The 15,841-nt window shown below is 35.3% G+C and carries 16 protein-coding genes; 2 read left to right on the top strand and 14 right to left on the bottom strand.

The window, feature by feature from the left end; all coding sequences use genetic code 11:
• Positions 1–53: 53 nt before the first annotated feature.
• The 11 genes from EKM64_RS03975 to EKM64_RS03925 form a co-directional block, all read right to left on the bottom strand.
• Entirely contained in the window at positions 54–4,352 is a 4,299-nt protein-coding gene (locus EKM64_RS03975; protein WP_125675823.1) for a PolC-type DNA polymerase III, read from the bottom strand.
• Between the two features lie 39 nt (positions 4,353–4,391).
• Positions 4,392–6,098: a proline--tRNA ligase gene (locus EKM64_RS03970; protein WP_125675821.1), complete on the bottom strand. Its 1,707-nt coding sequence runs from the start codon at positions 6,096–6,098 to the stop codon at positions 4,392–4,394.
• A 16-nt stretch (positions 6,099–6,114) separates the two neighbouring features.
• Positions 6,115–7,380, bottom strand: a complete 1,266-nt coding sequence (gene rseP, locus EKM64_RS03965) for an RIP metalloprotease RseP (protein ID WP_125675819.1) — start codon at positions 7,378–7,380, stop codon at positions 6,115–6,117.
• Positions 7,381–7,398: 18 nt separating this feature from the next.
• Positions 7,399–8,193 (bottom strand): phosphatidate cytidylyltransferase, encoded by a 795-nt coding sequence (locus EKM64_RS03960; RefSeq protein ID WP_125675817.1) that lies wholly within the window; start codon positions 8,191–8,193, stop codon positions 7,399–7,401.
• A gap of 13 nt (positions 8,194–8,206) precedes the next feature.
• Positions 8,207–8,950 carry an isoprenyl transferase gene (locus EKM64_RS03955; RefSeq protein WP_125675815.1) on the bottom strand — a complete coding sequence of 248 codons (744 nt, stop codon included), beginning with the start codon at positions 8,948–8,950 and terminating at the stop codon, positions 8,207–8,209.
• 17 nt (positions 8,951–8,967) lie between these two features.
• Entirely contained in the window at positions 8,968–9,528 is a 561-nt protein-coding gene (frr, locus tag EKM64_RS03950) for a ribosome recycling factor (protein ID WP_125675813.1), read from the bottom strand.
• Positions 9,521–10,252 (bottom strand): UMP kinase, encoded by a 732-nt coding sequence (gene pyrH, locus EKM64_RS03945; RefSeq protein ID WP_125675811.1) that lies wholly within the window; start codon positions 10,250–10,252, stop codon positions 9,521–9,523. Before pyrH ends, frr begins: the two co-directional genes overlap by 8 nt.
• Positions 10,253–10,405: 153 nt before the next feature.
• Positions 10,406–11,284 carry a translation elongation factor Ts gene (gene tsf / locus EKM64_RS03940; protein ID WP_125675809.1) on the bottom strand — a complete coding sequence of 293 codons (879 nt, stop codon included), beginning with the start codon at positions 11,282–11,284 and terminating at the stop codon, positions 10,406–10,408.
• 66 nt (positions 11,285–11,350) lie between these two features.
• On the bottom strand, positions 11,351–12,133 hold the full coding sequence (gene rpsB / locus EKM64_RS03935; protein WP_125675807.1) for a 30S ribosomal protein S2: 783 nt from the start codon (positions 12,131–12,133) through the stop codon (positions 11,351–11,353).
• A gap of 123 nt (positions 12,134–12,256) precedes the next feature.
• Complete coding sequence (locus tag EKM64_RS03930; protein ID WP_225420945.1) at positions 12,257–12,538, bottom strand: GIY-YIG nuclease family protein; 282 nt, start codon at positions 12,536–12,538, stop codon at positions 12,257–12,259.
• Positions 12,528–13,250: a tRNA1(Val) (adenine(37)-N6)-methyltransferase gene (locus EKM64_RS03925; RefSeq protein ID WP_125675803.1), complete on the bottom strand. Its 723-nt coding sequence runs from the start codon at positions 13,248–13,250 to the stop codon at positions 12,528–12,530. Before EKM64_RS03925 ends, EKM64_RS03930 begins: the two co-directional genes overlap by 11 nt.
• 62 nt (positions 13,251–13,312) lie before the next feature.
• On the opposite strand from EKM64_RS03925, the gene EKM64_RS03920 reads away from it, so the two are divergent.
• A complete protein-coding gene (locus tag EKM64_RS03920; RefSeq protein ID WP_125675801.1) occupies positions 13,313–13,939 on the top strand; it encodes a lysophospholipid acyltransferase family protein in 627 nt (208 codons plus the stop codon).
• 27 nt (positions 13,940–13,966) lie between these two features.
• Here EKM64_RS03920 and EKM64_RS03915 read toward each other — a convergent pair whose 3' ends face one another.
• On the bottom strand, positions 13,967–14,188 hold the full coding sequence (locus EKM64_RS03915; protein ID WP_057763709.1) for a YneF family protein: 222 nt from the start codon (positions 14,186–14,188) through the stop codon (positions 13,967–13,969).
• A 61-nt stretch (positions 14,189–14,249) separates the two neighbouring features.
• Positions 14,250–14,492, bottom strand: a complete 243-nt coding sequence (locus EKM64_RS03910; protein WP_125675799.1) for a DUF896 domain-containing protein — start codon at positions 14,490–14,492, stop codon at positions 14,250–14,252.
• A gap of 91 nt (positions 14,493–14,583) precedes the next feature.
• Between EKM64_RS03910 and lexA the strand changes: the two genes are divergently transcribed.
• The gene (lexA, locus tag EKM64_RS03905; protein ID WP_125675797.1) at positions 14,584–15,207 is read left to right on the top strand and encodes a transcriptional repressor LexA; all 624 of its coding nucleotides are present in this window, start codon (positions 14,584–14,586) and stop codon (positions 15,205–15,207) included.
• Positions 15,208–15,263: 56 nt separating this feature from the next.
• Here lexA and EKM64_RS03900 read toward each other — a convergent pair whose 3' ends face one another.
• Positions 15,264–15,812: a prolyl-tRNA synthetase associated domain-containing protein gene (locus tag EKM64_RS03900; protein WP_225420944.1), complete on the bottom strand. Its 549-nt coding sequence runs from the start codon at positions 15,810–15,812 to the stop codon at positions 15,264–15,266.
• Positions 15,813–15,841 lie beyond the last annotated feature (29 nt).

The raw sequence follows: 15,841 nt of genomic DNA, 5'->3' as shown, positions 1-15,841 counted from the left end.
ACTAGTAGTAATTTAACACATTTGTGAAACGAAAGCAACCTGAAGCCCTGATACTAGAAGAGGGAGAGTTGATTTTCGTCTGGCATTCCATCTAAAACATGATTATCTGTCATATATTCAATGATAGTTTTAGAAACTTTTCCACGAGTACCAAGATCCTCTTTAGACAAGAATGGTTGTTCTTCACGGGCAGCAACGATTTGTTTGGCAACGTTATCACCCAAACCAGGAATTGCATTGAATGGTGCTAACAATGTTGTATCGTCGATAATTTTAAATTCAAAGGCATCAGATTTTTCTAAATCTACCATTTTAATAGTAAAACCACGTTCAACACATTCATTAGCCAATTCCAAAACGGTCAACAAATTTTTTTCCTTAGTAGACGCATCCATCCCTTTATCATTGATAGCTTTCATTGCATCTTTGATAGCCTGTTTACCAATGGTCATCGATACGAGATCAAAATCGTCGGCACGAACTGAGAAATAGGCACTGTAATAATAGAGCGGATAGTGAACCTTGAAGTATGCAATTCGTAAAGCCATCAGAATATAGGCAGTCGCATGAGCCTTAGGGAACATATACTTGATCTTCAAACAAGATTCAATATACCAATCTGGCACGTCAGCATCCTTCATCTGTTGTTTCCATTCATCTGGAATACCACGTCCCTTACGAACATGTTCCATAATTTGGAAAGCAATCTGTGAATCCATACCCCAGTGAATCAAATCCATCATGATATTGTCACGACAACCGATAACTTCCTTTAACGTAACAACACCTTTATCGATCAATTCTTCAGCATTACCCAGCCAAACATCAGTACCATGAGACAAACCTGAAATTTGTAATAATTCAGCAAATGTCGTTGGATGCGTTTTTTCTAGCATTCCACGAACAAAACGAGTACCAAATTCTGGAACACCTAGTGTACCTGTCTTAGAAAAGATTTGTTCAGGTTTAACACCTAACGACTCTGTTCCTGAGAACAGTGCCATAACTTCAGGATCATCAACAGGAATGGTCAATGGATCAATACCCGATAAATCTTGTAACGTACGGATCATGGTAGGATCATCATGTCCCAAAATATCAAGTTTCAAGATATTATCATGAATTGAATGAAAGTCAAAATGTGTTGTCTTCCATGCGGCATTTTGATCATCGGCTGGGTATTGAATTGGTGTGAAGTCAAAAATATCCATATAATCCGGCACAACAATAATACCAGCCGGATGCTGTCCGGTAGTTCTCTTGACACCAGTTGAACCCATAGCAAGACGTTCTTCTTCGGCGTTTCTGAATTGTTGTTCAGTCAATTCCTCATAATTTTTTACATAACCAAACGCTGTTCGATCAGCAATAGTACCAATAGTTCCGGCTCTAAACACATGATCTTCACCAAACAGTACCTTCGTATAATTATGTGCAACTGGTTGATAGTCACCAGAGAAGTTTAAATCAATATCAGGAACTTTATCACCTTTAAAACCTAAGAAGGTTTCAAAAGGAATATCTTGTCCATCTTTTTTTAATTCAGTGCCACATTTCGGACATTTCTTATCTGGCAAATCAAATCCTGAACCAACTTCACCTTTTGTAAAGAATTCAGAGTATTTACATTTTGGGCAGCGGTAATGTGGCGCTAACGGATTAACTTCGGTGATACCAGTCATTGTAGCAACGAAACTTGAACCAACCGATCCACGAGAACCTACCAAGTATCCATCCTTATTTGATTTATAAACTAGACGTTGAGAAATTAAATAAATAACCGAGAATCCATTACCAATAATACTTTTAAGCTCTTTATCCATACGTTCTTGAACAATTTTGGGCAAATCATCACCATATAGTTCGTGAGCTTTATTCATAGTTAAACTGCGAATTTCTTCTTCAGCGCCCTCCATTTTGGGGGTGTACAACTTGTCCTTAACCGGAGAAATTTCATCAATCATATCTATTATTTTAGCTGGATTATCGACGATCAATTCTTGTTCAGTTGTTTTGTCTAAGAAGTCAAATTCATCAAACATTTCATTAGTAGTTCTAAATTGAACATCGGGTAAAACTTGACGTGCCAAAGGATTACTCTTAACGGCTTTAATAACGATATCTCGATAAACTTTGTCATGAGGATCAAGATAATGAACATCCCCAGTAGCGACAACTGGTTTATTAATTTCTTTACCGAGTTTAATAATATTTTTAAGAATTTCTTCCAAACCTGATTCATCTTTGATCAATTTAATATCAAGCAAATGTTGGTAAACAGGTTTTGGCATGACTTCAAGATAATCATAGTATCGGGCAACTTCACGTGTATCTTCGTAACCCTTTTGCATCATTGTATTAAAGACCTCACCGTCTTTACATGCCGAACCAACTAAAATACCTTTACGATATTTGTTCAAAAGTCGTCTTGGTACACGGGCTGTTCGATAATAATATTCAGTCATTGAATACGAAACAATCTTGAACATATTCTTCAGACCTTCTTGAGTCTGGGCTAACAAAATAGCATGACTTGGACGAGCCTGCTTATAAGCTTCATCCCCACCAACATGGTCATTTAACTGAGATATATTAGTTGTATCGAAGTTTTTTTCCATTTCTTCAAACAACTTATACATCAAATATCCAGTTGTTTCGGCATCTGCATTGGCACGGTGATGATGTTCCAAAACAATATTGTAACGTTTAGCTAGTGAATCTAATTTATGATTACGATATTCGGAATGAAGCGTACGGGACATCTCCAAAGTATCAATTACTGGAACAGATACTCTAGCTTGATCCATTCTAGTTAAAGCTGAGTTTAAGAATCCAATATCAAATGTAACATTGTGTCCGACAAGTACGTCATCTCCAACAAAATCAATAAATTTTTGAATAATAATTTTTTCTTCAGGAGCATTTTTAACCATATCATTCGTGATACTTGTCAAATTCGTTGTGAATTCTGATAGTTCTTGACCCGGATTAATAAACTCATCAAATGAAGCAATGATTTCTCCGTCCTTCATTTTAGTTGCAGCAAGCTCAATAATACTGTCATAAACGGCCGAAAGACCCGTTGTTTCCACATCAAAAATCACATATTCAGCATCTTTAAGATTCTCATCTCGCAAATTATAGGCAATAGGGTTCCCTTCATCAACCAAATCAACTTCAACACCATATGCAATTTTTACACCAAATTTTTGACCAGCACTATATGCTTCTGGAAAGGCCTGTAAGGCACGATGGTCAGTAATGGCAATCGCCTTTTGCCCCCATTGACTAGCACGCTTAACTAAATCTGTAGCACTGGGAATTGCATCCATCTGACTCATATTAGTATGAGCGTGTAATTCAATTCTTTTATTATCATCATCGGCTGTATCTTGACGTTCCGGATGCTTAATAATATTAATATCATTGGCCATAATTACTAATTCACGGGAGAAATTATCTTCTTGAATACTTCCACGAACTCGAATCCAAGCGCCTTCACTCAATTCTTCAAAAAAAGCTTCATCATCTTCACCATTTGAAAATTTCTTAATACTAAATGAAGAAGTATAGTCAGTTACTTTGATGATCAATAGTGAACGGCCAGATTTTAGTTTTCTAACATCCTTATTGAAAATATTCCCTTCAACAACTTTATTACGATCTTCTTCAATAATATCGATCATTTGCGTAATTTCCTGATCATCCGGAATCTTACGACCTACTTTGGAGATATTACCAGAAACTTTCTTTGTCTTACTTTGGCTAATTTCTTGAGCTTTAGTTTGAAATTGCTTAGTTTTTTCTTCATTTGCTGACTGTAAAGCCTTTAAACTTTCTTTAGACTTTTCTTCATCAACATTGATATGAATTTTAAAATCAGGAAATCCCAAACTGCGATACTCATCTTGTATTTGTTTTGTCAAATCGCCATTCATAAAATCAGCTATGAAACCATTGGAAACTGTCAAAAAGAGTTGACCATTTTCCATTTTCGGAGGAGTTTGTCTCATTAATTGTGAAACGACGGGTGAATTGAGTTTAGCGGTTTGCAATACAAAATCCCAATAGTCCCGGATCTTTTTCTCATCTAGATGCGCCTTTGTTGTCGAGAATTCCCAATCAACTGTAGCAATTCCATCAAATGAATCTTTTAATGATTCAGTGAAGACCTTAAACTCATTGAATGGTAATACATCCTCAAACTCAAAGAAGAAGACCCACTTTTTTGAAACTTTGTGGACATCTAATTTATTTAAAATTGCAGTATTAAATAGTGTATCTTCTTCTAATAAGTTATCTAATTTGATTTGTTTAATTAAAATTTTAAAAAGTTGATTTTTATCTGACATATTCTACCCTTCAAAAAATAAAAAAGGCCTAAGCCTCATTTACTGATTCTTAAGCAATATTTTTACTGAATTTACTAATTCATCTTTATTAACTTCAATTGTTTCACCAGTACTCCTGATTTTTAATTCAACAATTGAATCTGCTGCTTTTTTTCCGATAGTAACTCTGATTGGTATTCCGATTAAATCTGAATCTGCAAATTTCACACCAGGGCGTTCATTACGATCATCAATTAAGACATCAAAATTTTCATCCTTTAGCAGTTGAACAATTTCATCACTTAATCGTCTTTGAACATCGTCAGAATACTTGATCGGTATCACATGTACCTGATAAGGTGCCAGACTAGCTGGCCAAACAATACCACTTTCATCATTATGCTGCTCAATAACTGCAGATAGTACTCGCGAAATACTAATTCCGTAAGATCCCATAATAATAGGTTGTGACTTGCCATCCTCATCTAAAAAGTCAGCACCAAAGTCTTGAGAAAATTTGGTCCCTAATTTAAAGATACTGGCGATCTTAATCCCATTGGTGAACTCAATCTTTCCATATCCATCTGGGGATCCTTCACCCTCTTTTACAACACGTAAATCATGAAAAATAGGTTTCTCGTCAGTAATATCTTCAAAATTGGCATTCATAAGATGTTTATTCCTAATATTAGGACCAACGGCAAAATTAGTTAACTCCTCTAGAGAACTATCATACAATACTTCAACATCTTCATTTAAGCCTTTAGGGCCAATAAACCCTGGAGTGCTACCAAATTTTTTAACAACCTCTTGAGGAGTGGCCACCTCTAAGAAATTCGCTTTAAGAAAGTTTTTAACTTTAAAACTGTTAACTTCAAAATCTCCTCTGATCATAACCAAAACAGGTTTATCATCAGCCATATAAGCAACGGCCTTCATAATTTTAGTTTCATCTATTTTCAAAAAAGATGCCAGTGCAGCAATGGTATGGACATCAGGTGTTTCGATTAAAGCAGATTTCTGATTGTCCTCAACCGGATTGCCCGTTAGTTTACTTGCAGCCATCTCTAAATTTGCTGAGTAATCACTTTCATCTGAATAAACAATGATATCTGAACCAATCTTTGCTAAAGCTGAAAATTCTTTAGTTTCAGTTCCACCCATTAAATCAGCATTACCTTGAATAACTCGAAAATCCAAATCTAATTGTTCAAAAATATTTCGATAAGCTTGCTCCATTTGAGTATACATAGTATCTAATTGCTCAAGATTAGCACTGAATGAATACGCATCAGCCATTAAGAACTCTCGGCTTTGTAATAATCCAAATTTAGTTGAATCACCATCTCGATATTTATTTTGCATTTGATACAGGACCATCGGTAATTTTTTATAGCTATTCAAATATTCTTTAATAATCGTTGTAATTGTTTCTTCATGAGTCGGACCTAGTATGAACTCTCTTTTATGACGATCTTCCAATTTAAACAGACCCTCACCATACGTTTTAATGCGACCACTTTCCTCCCACAACTCAGCAGGTAAGAGAATTGGCATTCGTAATTCTGCAGCATCAATATTATCCATTTCTCGACGGATAATTGTTTCAATCTTATGAATAACCGACCAAGCGAGTGGTAGAAAAGCATATATACCAGTAGATACTGGTCTGATATAGCCTGCTCTCAACATCAACTTATGACTGATTGCTTCAGCATCGTTAGGTGTTTGTTTCAATGTTGGAATATAAAGTCTGGATTGTTTCATACCTGATTCTCCCCACCTATTTTATAAAGAAACGTTGAATATCATTCCATGTAACGGCAACCATTAATAATACTAGGATGCCGACCCCGACCAAGGTAATGATATTTTCATACTCTTCAGGAATTGGTTTACGTCTAATAATTTCAATTATATTTAATAAGATCTTCCCACCATCTAAGGCTGGAATTGGTATCAAATTAACAATCCCTAAGTTTAGTGAAAGCATCGACATGAATAGAATAATATTAATTATCCCTTGTGATGCAACTTGTGATGTCATCGAATAAATTCCGACTGGACCGGATAATTGGTTGATATTAAATCCACCCGAAGCCATCTTACCAAGTACTTGGAAGATAGATACGGTTGTTTGCCAGCTGGATGTAAATCCATACTTGATCTTTGCACCTAAACTGTAATCCTTCTTGGCCATGATCCCCAATTGTCCATACTTCTGACCAGAAACCTTAACCGTCTTAGGTGTGACTGACACGTGTTTAGTTTTACCATTTGATTCAACCTTCAAATCGACCTTTTTCCCTGGATTATCTCGAATAGTCTCAGTTAAAGTAGTCCAATTCGAAGTGGTTTTGTTCCCTACGGCGAGAATTTTATCATTACTTTTTAATCCAGCTGTCTTAGCTACACTATTACTTTCGATATGTCCTAATTGATTGGTCCCCATGGGAATACCATTCATCATGAACGCAGCAATAATGGCACAGACAATTGCCAAAATAAAGTTATTGAATGGCCCAGCAAAATTAGTGATCATTCTCTTCCAAACAGAAACCGATTGAAGCTGAACATCTCTTGGAGCAATTTGTACTTCAGTACCATCTTCTTCAACAATTGTTGCGTCATGATCGACATCATAATGTTTCATTTCTGATTCATCACCGTTCTCATAACCTTCAATAGTTAAATCATCGACCAAATCGGCCTTTGATATTTGAACGGGTACTGCTTGTGCATCATAAACTTTGCTTGATGTGATGATTTTTGTAACTTTGTCACCATTAATCACTAAAGAGGCCATCGTTCCTGGCTTAATCTCAGAATCGTCTTCTTGTGCTCCGGCCATTCTGACATATCCACCTAACGGTAAGAGCCGCAATGTGTATGTTGTATTATTCTTCCGATATGCATAAAGCTTTGGGCCCATACCAACTGAAAACTCACGTACTAAAATACCTGATTTTTTAGCAGCATAGTAATGTCCAAACTCATGGACAACCACTAATATCCCAAAGACAATAATAAATGTAATTATTGCGGTCATTTTAACCTCCACAAACCTCTAAACTAAACCAAAAACATGTAATAGTGGCAATACGATCAACATACTGTCAAATCTATCTAAGATTCCACCATGTCCAGGTAAAATATTTCCTGAATCTTTAACTTTGTAATATCTCTTGTATGCGGACTCGATCAAATCGCCCATTTGTCCAAAGGCCGATAAAACTAATGCAATCAATAGCATTGTTACCAATGAATACTTTTGAGGTACAAAGTACATATAAATGCCTGACAATACTAGGGCAGAAATAATTCCTGCAATTGTGCCCTCCCAAGTTTTATTAGGACTAATTGCTGGCCATAATTTGTGTTTACCGATCTTACGACCAAATGTATAAGCGAAGATATCTGTTGACCAAACAACGATTAATGCAAACATCAATAGTCCTAAACCACCGCTTGAATTTCTAACAGAGGCCAGGTAATGAAAACCAGTACCAATATATATCATTGAAATGACCGAAACAGAAGCATCTTCAAAATTAAATTTATTTTTAGTTAAAACCGTGACTATTAGTAAAAGTACGGCAAAAATATAAAAAGTATCCAATCTCGAGAAACCCTTTGGCGACCATCCACGATAAAAACTAATTGGAACTGCTAGAGCTAATGTTCCTAAAATCGTTAAAATAAAATCAATTGATACAATAATTCTTTTTCTCATGATATAAATCTCAAATACACCAACCGCTGCAAGTACAACGGAAGCAATTTCCAACCAAATTCCACCAAAATATAGAATTGGAATAAAGATTGCTAACGCTATTACTGCCGTAATTACACGTTGTCTCATAATATTCCCCCAGTTAAACAGATCCGAATCTTCTGTCTCTATCATTAAAAATCTTAATATCCTCAACTAAATTATCAGCTGTAAAATCTGGCCAATATGTTTCATCGAAAACCATCTCACTATATGCCATTTGCCACAGCATAAAGTTAGAGATTCGTTCCTCGCCACTAGTTCTGATCAATAAATCAGGATCAGCTAGATCACCTAAAGGACCAGTTAATAATTGTTCAGAAAATGACTCATCATCAATATTTTCTGGATCAATTTCGTCATTTTTAACTTTAATTGCTAACATTTTGGCAGCATGAACTATCTCAGCTCGTCCACCATAGTTAAAGGCAAAATTTAAAATCATGCCAGTATTTTGCTTGGTATCTTCTACCGCATCAAAAACAGCCTTCCTTGTTTTAGCAGGAAGTTTATCAGTAAATCCTGTCACCATTACCCTAATATTTTCTTTGATCAAATCAGGCATAAAAGTACCAAAAAAATCTACTGGAAGACGCATCAAGAAATTAACTTCTTTGCTAGGACGAGTCCAATTTTCAGTAGAAAAAGCATAGAGGCTCAAAACATTGACGCCAAGATTATTTGCGGCGATAGCAATACGTTTGACGTTGTTCATGCCCTCTTTATGACCAGCAATTCTTGGCTGACCTAGACGTTTTGCCCAGCGTCCATTACCATCCATAATGATTGCTATATGTTTTGGAACCCTCAAATCAGAATTTTGTTTACTATTATTTAGATCTGCCATAAATAAGAAACTGAAGGTTACCCTTCAGTAATTTCCTTTTCTTTAGCCTCAGCAAGTGCATTAACATCAGAAACGGCCTTGTCAGTAACTTTTTGAATTGTATCTTCTAAATCATGCAGACCATCTTCTGTAATGTCACCATTTTTTTGTTGTTTTTTAATGTCATCCATAGCATCCCTTCTGACATTTCTAACAGCGACACGTGTTTCTTCAGCTTCCTTACCAACTTGTTTGGCAATTTCTTGTCTGCGTTCACCAGTTAGCTGAGGGATCACCAATCTAATAACATTTCCATCATTAGCAGGATTCAATCCTAAATCTGACGCATTAATAGCATGCTCGATGTCATCCAAAGCAGTCTTATCATAAGGAGTTACCAGCAGAACACGTGCCTCAGGAATATTAATAGATGCAACTTGGTTTAGTGGAACTTCTGTACCATAATAAAAAACTTTAATATTATTCAAAATGGACGCATTAGCTTTTCCAGCACGGATGTTAGCAAGTGCTCTACTTAAAACGTCAATAGATTTTGTCATATTTTCTTTTGCTTTTGAAACAGCTATATTATCAGTCATCTTTACCACCCTTTATAATAGTTCCTATATTTTCTCCTTGAACAACACGTTTGATGTTCTCAGGCTTGTTCAAATTAAACACGATCAATGGAATATTATTGTCCATTGACAATGATGACGCAGTAGAATCCATTACACCTAAGTTCTTATTAATAATATCAAGTTGTGTTAATTCATCATATTTCTTAGCGTTTGGATCTTTCTTAGGATCGGCTGAATAAACACCGTCAACATTATTCTTAGCCATCAAGATAACATCAGCTTCAATTTCAGCAGCTCTCAATACGGATGTAGTATCAGTTGAGAAATATGGATTACCAGTCCCACCAGCAAAAATTACAACACGGCCCTTTTGGAGATGTCTAACGGCTCTTCTTCTGATATATGGTTCAGCAACTTGACGCATTTCAATAGACGTCTGAACGCGCGTAGGGACGTTTAATTGTTCCAATCCATCTTGTAATGCTAAACCATTCATAACAGTGGCCATCATACCCATATAATCAGCTTGGGCACGATCCATTCCCATTTCAGCACCAGTTTCTCCACGCCAAATATTACCACCACCACAGACGATAGCAATTTCAACTCCTAATTCGTGGATACTCTTGATTTGTTCCGCAATCTTTTTAATAACAGGTGGGTTGATTCCAAACCCTTTTTCTCCAGCCAAAGCCTCACCAGAAACTTTTAAAATTATTCTTTTATACTTGATATCAGGCATAGTACTCTCCTTTAAATTTGCTACTAAACATTTTAACATAATAGATTACGCTAAATTATATTAATCAGCTATTTTTCATTAAAAAAGGCTGATTATACAAGAAAAGACCGTTTAATTCATATGAATTAAGCGATCCCCTATCAAAAAAATTAATTACTTGATTTGATTCATAACTTCGTCAACAAAGTTATCTTGAGCTTTTTCAATACCTTCGCCAACTTCAAAGCGAACGTAAGATACTAATGAACTCTTCTTTGATTCAACATATTGTTGAACAGTCATATCTGAATCCTTAACAAATTCTTGATCAGCCAAACTAATTTCTGATAGATATTTGTTTAGACGTCCTTCAACGATTCTTGGAACAATCTTTTCAGGCTTACCTTCAGCTTTTGTTTCTTCAGTGAAAATCTTCTTTTCATGTTCCAAAACATCATCAGGTACGGCATCACGATTAAGATATGTAGGATTGATAGCAGCAACATGCATTGCAACATCTTTAGCGACTTCTTCATCAGAACCATTTAGAAGTGTAAGTGCAGCAATCAAACCACCATTATGTAAGTATGAACCGAATACTTGTGAATCATTCTTTTCAACAATATGGAAACGTCTCAAAGTGATTTTTTCACCAATAACGGCTGTTAATCCTGTAATAGCATCATTTATTGTTTCGCTACCGTCAGTCTTAAGTGCCAAAGCTTCGTCCATTGATTTTGGTTCGCTTTCAACAAGAGCCTTACCGATCTTAGTAACAAGATCCTTAAACTTATCATTTGAAGAGACAAAATCAGTTTCTGAATTAACTTCGTAAATAGCAGCTTTGTTACCAGAAATAACAATTTCAGCTAATCCTTCAGCAGCGATACGACCGCTTTTCTTAGCAGCCTTAGCAATACCTTTTTCACGTAATTCGTCAATAGCTTTTTGCATGTCCCCATCAGCGGCAACTAAAGCCTTTTTAGCATCCATCATACCAACACTTGTTTTATCACGTAATTCCTTAACTTGAGCAGCAGTTATTTTAGCCATCAATTATCCTCCAGTCGTAAAATAAAGCCATCTTATTCAGATGACTCTATTCACAGTTATTAATTTTTATTTTTCGTTACTATTATCTGATGATTCAGCAACATTTTCAATAGATTTATCACCTTGTGCTTGATCTTTATTAAAATCATCACTTGAGATATCGTCTTCACCTTGACGACCTTCAACGATAGCATCAGCCATCTTAGAAACAATCAAACGAACAGCACGGATGGCATCATCATTTGAAGGGATAATAACATCGATATCGTCAGGGTCAGTATTTGTATCAACCATAGCAACGATAGGAATATTAAGTTTCTTAGCTTCGTTAACAGCAATGTTTTCTTTATGTGGATCAACAATAAACATAACATCAGGAATTCTTGGCATATCTTCGATACCACCAAGGAACTTCTCTAACTTAGCTTGTTGTTTTGTTAGTAAGGCAACTTCTTTCTTAGGTAGGCGTTCGAATGTACCATCTTCAGCCATTGTCTTAAGATCCTTTAATCTCTTAATACGTTTTTGGATTGTGTTCCAGTTAGTCAAAGTACCACCTAACCAACGATGGTTAACGTAGTATTGACCCGCACGTTGTGCTTCTTCTTCGATTGCATCTTGAGCTTGCTTCTTTGTACCAACAAACAAGAAGATACCATCATCACCGGCAACGGCCTTCATATAGTTGTAAGCATCGTCGATCATGCGAACTGTTTTTTGTAAATCAATGATGTAAATACCATTTCTTTGTGTAAAAATAAATGGCTTCATCTTAGGGTTCCAACGTCTTGTTTGGTGTCCAAAATGTACACCGGCTTCAAGTAGTTGTTTCATAGAAATAACTGACATAAAAAATTCCTCCTGGTTTTTACCTCCACTTAAGTCGTATTCCGTTGACACGCATAAGCGCACCGTCAACAAAATCGTTAAGTGTGTGTATTCAATACAAGCAAATATTATATAGAAAAAAGACTATTTAATCAAGTAGTTACGCCAATTTATTCCAGCATTCAATAATAATTTTTCTTTTTTTGAACGAGTAAATTTTTTTAATTCAATTTCACGTTTTAAGGCTGACGATTTGTCAGGTAATGTTTCAGTGTAAAGTAACTGGACTGGTCGTCTAGTTTTAGTATACTTAGCTCCCTTACCTGAATTATGCGTTTTAACACGCTTTTCAACATTGTTGCTAGTTCCAATATAAAAAGTATGATCCGCACACAAAAGCAGATAAACATAATAACTATCCTTCAATGATTGATTTTGCCTCCTTAGTAAATTCTCCATCTTGATAAACAACAAGATCTGGTTCAATTTTCAATGAAGCCGATTTAACGGTTTTAATCGCATCTACTAGGACCAAGTTAGCATTCTTACGTTTAGTAGATCTAACAAAACGTATTCTCTTAGGCTGTAGTCTATTGTCCAGCATATCTTTGAACAGCTCGCTTAACCTTTCCGGTCGATAAACCATAAATAAATGAGAATTTTCTTTAAGTAAAACCTTGGCAGTAATCAAGACTTTGAATAAATCAGTTTTGATTTCGTGTCGAGCAATCGCTAGGACTGGATTGTCTTTTATTTTTGAATTATTTTCAACTGTAAAATATGGTGGATTGCAAACAATTGAATCTACAGTATCATGTGAAATGTAATTTTGAATATTTTTCAGGTCATCATTGATCGGTATTACTTGATCAACCAAATTATTTTCCTTAATACCCATTTGAGCTAAATCTGATAATTTTTTTTGTAATTCAACTAAGTATATCGTTGCTTTAGTTTTTTGCGTCAAAGTCAGCCCGATAGCACCGTTGCCTGAACATAGATCAACAACAGTACCTTTTTTCGCAGGTTTCGCGAAGTTATAGAGTAATATAGTATCTAGATTAAAAGAATAGAGTTGCTTATCTTGAAAAATACGCACACCACTGTTTGAAATGATATCTTGAGACAAATTGGACATTATGTACCTACTTTATGGTATTTTATTTAAGTAAAATTAATTTTAGGGAGAATGATAACTTTATGTTTTATAAATTTATCCGAGCTTTTGTTAAGGGATTAGTTTTCATTTTAAATGGTAGATTCAATGTTGTTGGAAAAGAGAATCTTCCTGACGGCCCGTATATCATCGTGGCACCTCATAGAACTTGGTGGGAGCCTGTTTTCTTTGCTCTTGTTATTGCGCCAAGAGAGGCCACTTTTATGGCTAAAATAGAACTATTCAAAAATCCAATTATCCGCTTTATTTTAAATCATGCACATGCCTTTCCAGTTGATCGTAAACATCCTGGACCTTCAGTTATCAAAACTCCAGTTAAAGCACTGAAGAATAAAGGTCAAGTTTTGATCATGTTCCCATCTGGGACACGTTATTCTGAAGATTTAAAGGGTGGTGCATCATTAATTGCCAAACTTTCAAAAGCTCCATTAGTGCCCTTCGTTTATCAAGGACCTTTAAAATTTTCTGGGCTATTAAAGCATCAACAAATAACTATTGGTGTAGGACCAGAGATCGATTTTGATTTTAAGGCAAAATTAGATGAAGAACAAACTAAAAAAGTAAACGAAGACATGGAACAGGGTTGGAAGGATATCGATAAAGAAATTGACCCCAGCTTTGTATATGTACCTGTTAAAAATAAGAAATAAAAAAACTAGACATTGTGTCTAGTTTTTTTATTTCTTTTTCTTTTGTTGGGCTTTCATTGAGCTCATCACTTGGTTAAGTTTCTTTTGTGAAGGCTTTTGTCCCATTTGTGCCATCATTTGTTTGATCATATCTGGACTGATTGGTGGATTTTCTTCAAAGTACTTCTTCATGTACCATCTAGCAATAAAGAAACCTGCAGCCAATCCCGCTAATAAAGCAATGATTGCGACAAGAATAATTGTCAACATTTATCGTTCACCCTTTCTATACATTTAATAATACTACAAAAAAACTCACTAAATTAAAAGACTAATCGTCACGTAATCCCTTTTTACGTTGAATTTCTTTAACTTTATTAGGAGTTACTTCTTTTCCCTCTTTATCATACACTTTCATCATTTCTATTTGTGAACGAAAACTTGCTCTGAAATTTTCCAAATATTTTTCACGCAAAACGGCCTGCTGTTTCTCTTCCTCATGTGTAATTGTGCCAGTCTTAGCCTTATTAGCTAGCTCATTTATCTTAGCAATTAGTTCTTCTTGCTCTTTCATTAATAAACACCCCTGTATAGCGAACACTTGTTTGAATTTGTACCATAATTTTGATACAATCTAAATAAGATACTAACAATGAGGTGTTTTAATGTCAAAAGTCGAGATTTCTAAACAATCCCAAATTTTACAATGTATCCATGATTATTTAGATGATCACGGATATCCTCCAACGGTCAGAGAAATCTGTGAGGCAGTCGATCTATCTTCAACATCAACTGTTCATGGCCATTTATCCCGCTTGGAGAAAAAGGGTTTCATCCAACGTGATCCTACAAAACCAAGAGCTATCGAACTGACTACTGCTGGATTAAATTCTATCGGCATAAAGTCAACACAAATTCCTATTCTCGGTGCTGTTGCCGCAGGACAACCTATCACGGCTGAAAGAAATCCAGATGGTTACTTCCCTGTTCCACCCGATTTAAATCGTGATTCAGGTGAATTATTTATGTTGGAAGTTCATGGAGAAAGTATGATTAATATCGGTATTTTTGATGGAGATTACGTAATTGTCCACTCACAAAATACTGCAAATAACGGTGAGATTGTTATTGCTATGACTGAAGATATTGAAGCTACCTGCAAGAGATTCTACCAAGAAGAAGATCATTACAGACTGCAACCAGAAAATGACACTATGGACCCCATTATTCTAAACAACGTTGAAATATTAGGAAAAGTAGTTGGATTATATCGTTCCGAAATATTCTAAATTAAAAAGCCTTGTGATAACTGATCAATTTCAGTCATTCATAAGGCTTTTTAATTCTAAACTTCAATAATCGCCGGCGTATGATGAGTTATTGGTAAAAACTTTCTGATTATATCATCTGTACTAATTTTCATATATCCGGTTGTCGTACCATCAGAGCATCCATACCACTCTTCGTTGACTATATCCTTATCTATAACAATTTTTACATCATTATTTTCATCAATCAGTGCACTATATATAGTTGCCGCACCAATCTTTGTACCTATGATTTCATTCATTAATTCTTTAGGTGCAAAAGAAACTCTTGAAATATCTAAAGCATGGCTGAAATCCTTAGATTTAAATTTTTTATCACCCGTAGTAATAAACAAGTAAAACGATGTCTTCTTTTGATTACATAAAAATAGTGTTTTTACCATCTTCATATCTAGCTTTTTATCGATTAGGGTACAATCGTCCATTGTGATAGCCTCATCAGTATGCACTCGCATATAAGAAAGTTTCAATTTATCTAAAGTATCATAGACTTTCCCTTGCAACAAAGTTGTACATTTCTTAGGACGCGTTTTTTTAATATCACTAATATAAAACAAATTGTTCATCTCATTTCTTTAATTCATTTCACAATTAG

This window comes from Companilactobacillus keshanensis (assembly GCF_003946205.1).
In the GTDB taxonomy this organism is placed as follows: Bacteria; Bacillota; Bacilli; order Lactobacillales; family Lactobacillaceae; genus Companilactobacillus; species Companilactobacillus keshanensis.
This window is presented reverse-complemented; position numbering and strand designations above follow the sequence as displayed.

Bases quoted from the DNA above. Each gene is read 5' to 3' on its own strand.
- EKM64_RS03975 (WP_125675823.1), bottom strand. From the start codon at position 4,352: ATGTCAGATAAAAATCAACTTTTTAAAATTTTAATTAAACAAATCAAA.
- EKM64_RS03970 (WP_125675821.1), bottom strand. From the start codon at position 6,098: ATGAAACAATCCAGACTTTATATTCCAACATTGAAACAAACACCTAAC.
- rseP (WP_125675819.1), bottom strand. From the start codon at position 7,380: ATGACCGCAATAATTACATTTATTATTGTCTTTGGGATATTAGTGGTT.
- EKM64_RS03960 (WP_125675817.1), bottom strand. From the start codon at position 8,193: ATGAGACAACGTGTAATTACGGCAGTAATAGCGTTAGCAATCTTTATT.
- EKM64_RS03955 (WP_125675815.1), bottom strand. From the start codon at position 8,950: ATGGCAGATCTAAATAATAGTAAACAAAATTCTGATTTGAGGGTTCCA.
- frr (WP_125675813.1), bottom strand. From the start codon at position 9,528: ATGACTGATAATATAGCTGTTTCAAAAGCAAAAGAAAATATGACAAAA.
- pyrH (WP_125675811.1), bottom strand. From the start codon at position 10,252: ATGCCTGATATCAAGTATAAAAGAATAATTTTAAAAGTTTCTGGTGAG.
- tsf (WP_125675809.1), bottom strand. From the start codon at position 11,284: ATGGCTAAAATAACTGCTGCTCAAGTTAAGGAATTACGTGATAAAACA.
- rpsB (WP_125675807.1), bottom strand. From the start codon at position 12,133: ATGTCAGTTATTTCTATGAAACAACTACTTGAAGCCGGTGTACATTTT.
- EKM64_RS03925 (WP_125675803.1), bottom strand. From the start codon at position 13,250: ATGTCCAATTTGTCTCAAGATATCATTTCAAACAGTGGTGTGCGTATT.
- EKM64_RS03920 (WP_125675801.1), top strand. From the start codon at position 13,313: ATGTTTTATAAATTTATCCGAGCTTTTGTTAAGGGATTAGTTTTCATT.
- EKM64_RS03915 (WP_057763709.1), bottom strand. From the start codon at position 14,188: ATGTTGACAATTATTCTTGTCGCAATCATTGCTTTATTAGCGGGATTG.
- EKM64_RS03910 (WP_125675799.1), bottom strand. From the start codon at position 14,492: ATGAAAGAGCAAGAAGAACTAATTGCTAAGATAAATGAGCTAGCTAAT.
- lexA (WP_125675797.1), top strand. From the start codon at position 14,584: ATGTCAAAAGTCGAGATTTCTAAACAATCCCAAATTTTACAATGTATC.
- EKM64_RS03900 (WP_225420944.1), bottom strand. From the start codon at position 15,812: ATGAACAATTTGTTTTATATTAGTGATATTAAAAAAACGCGTCCTAAG.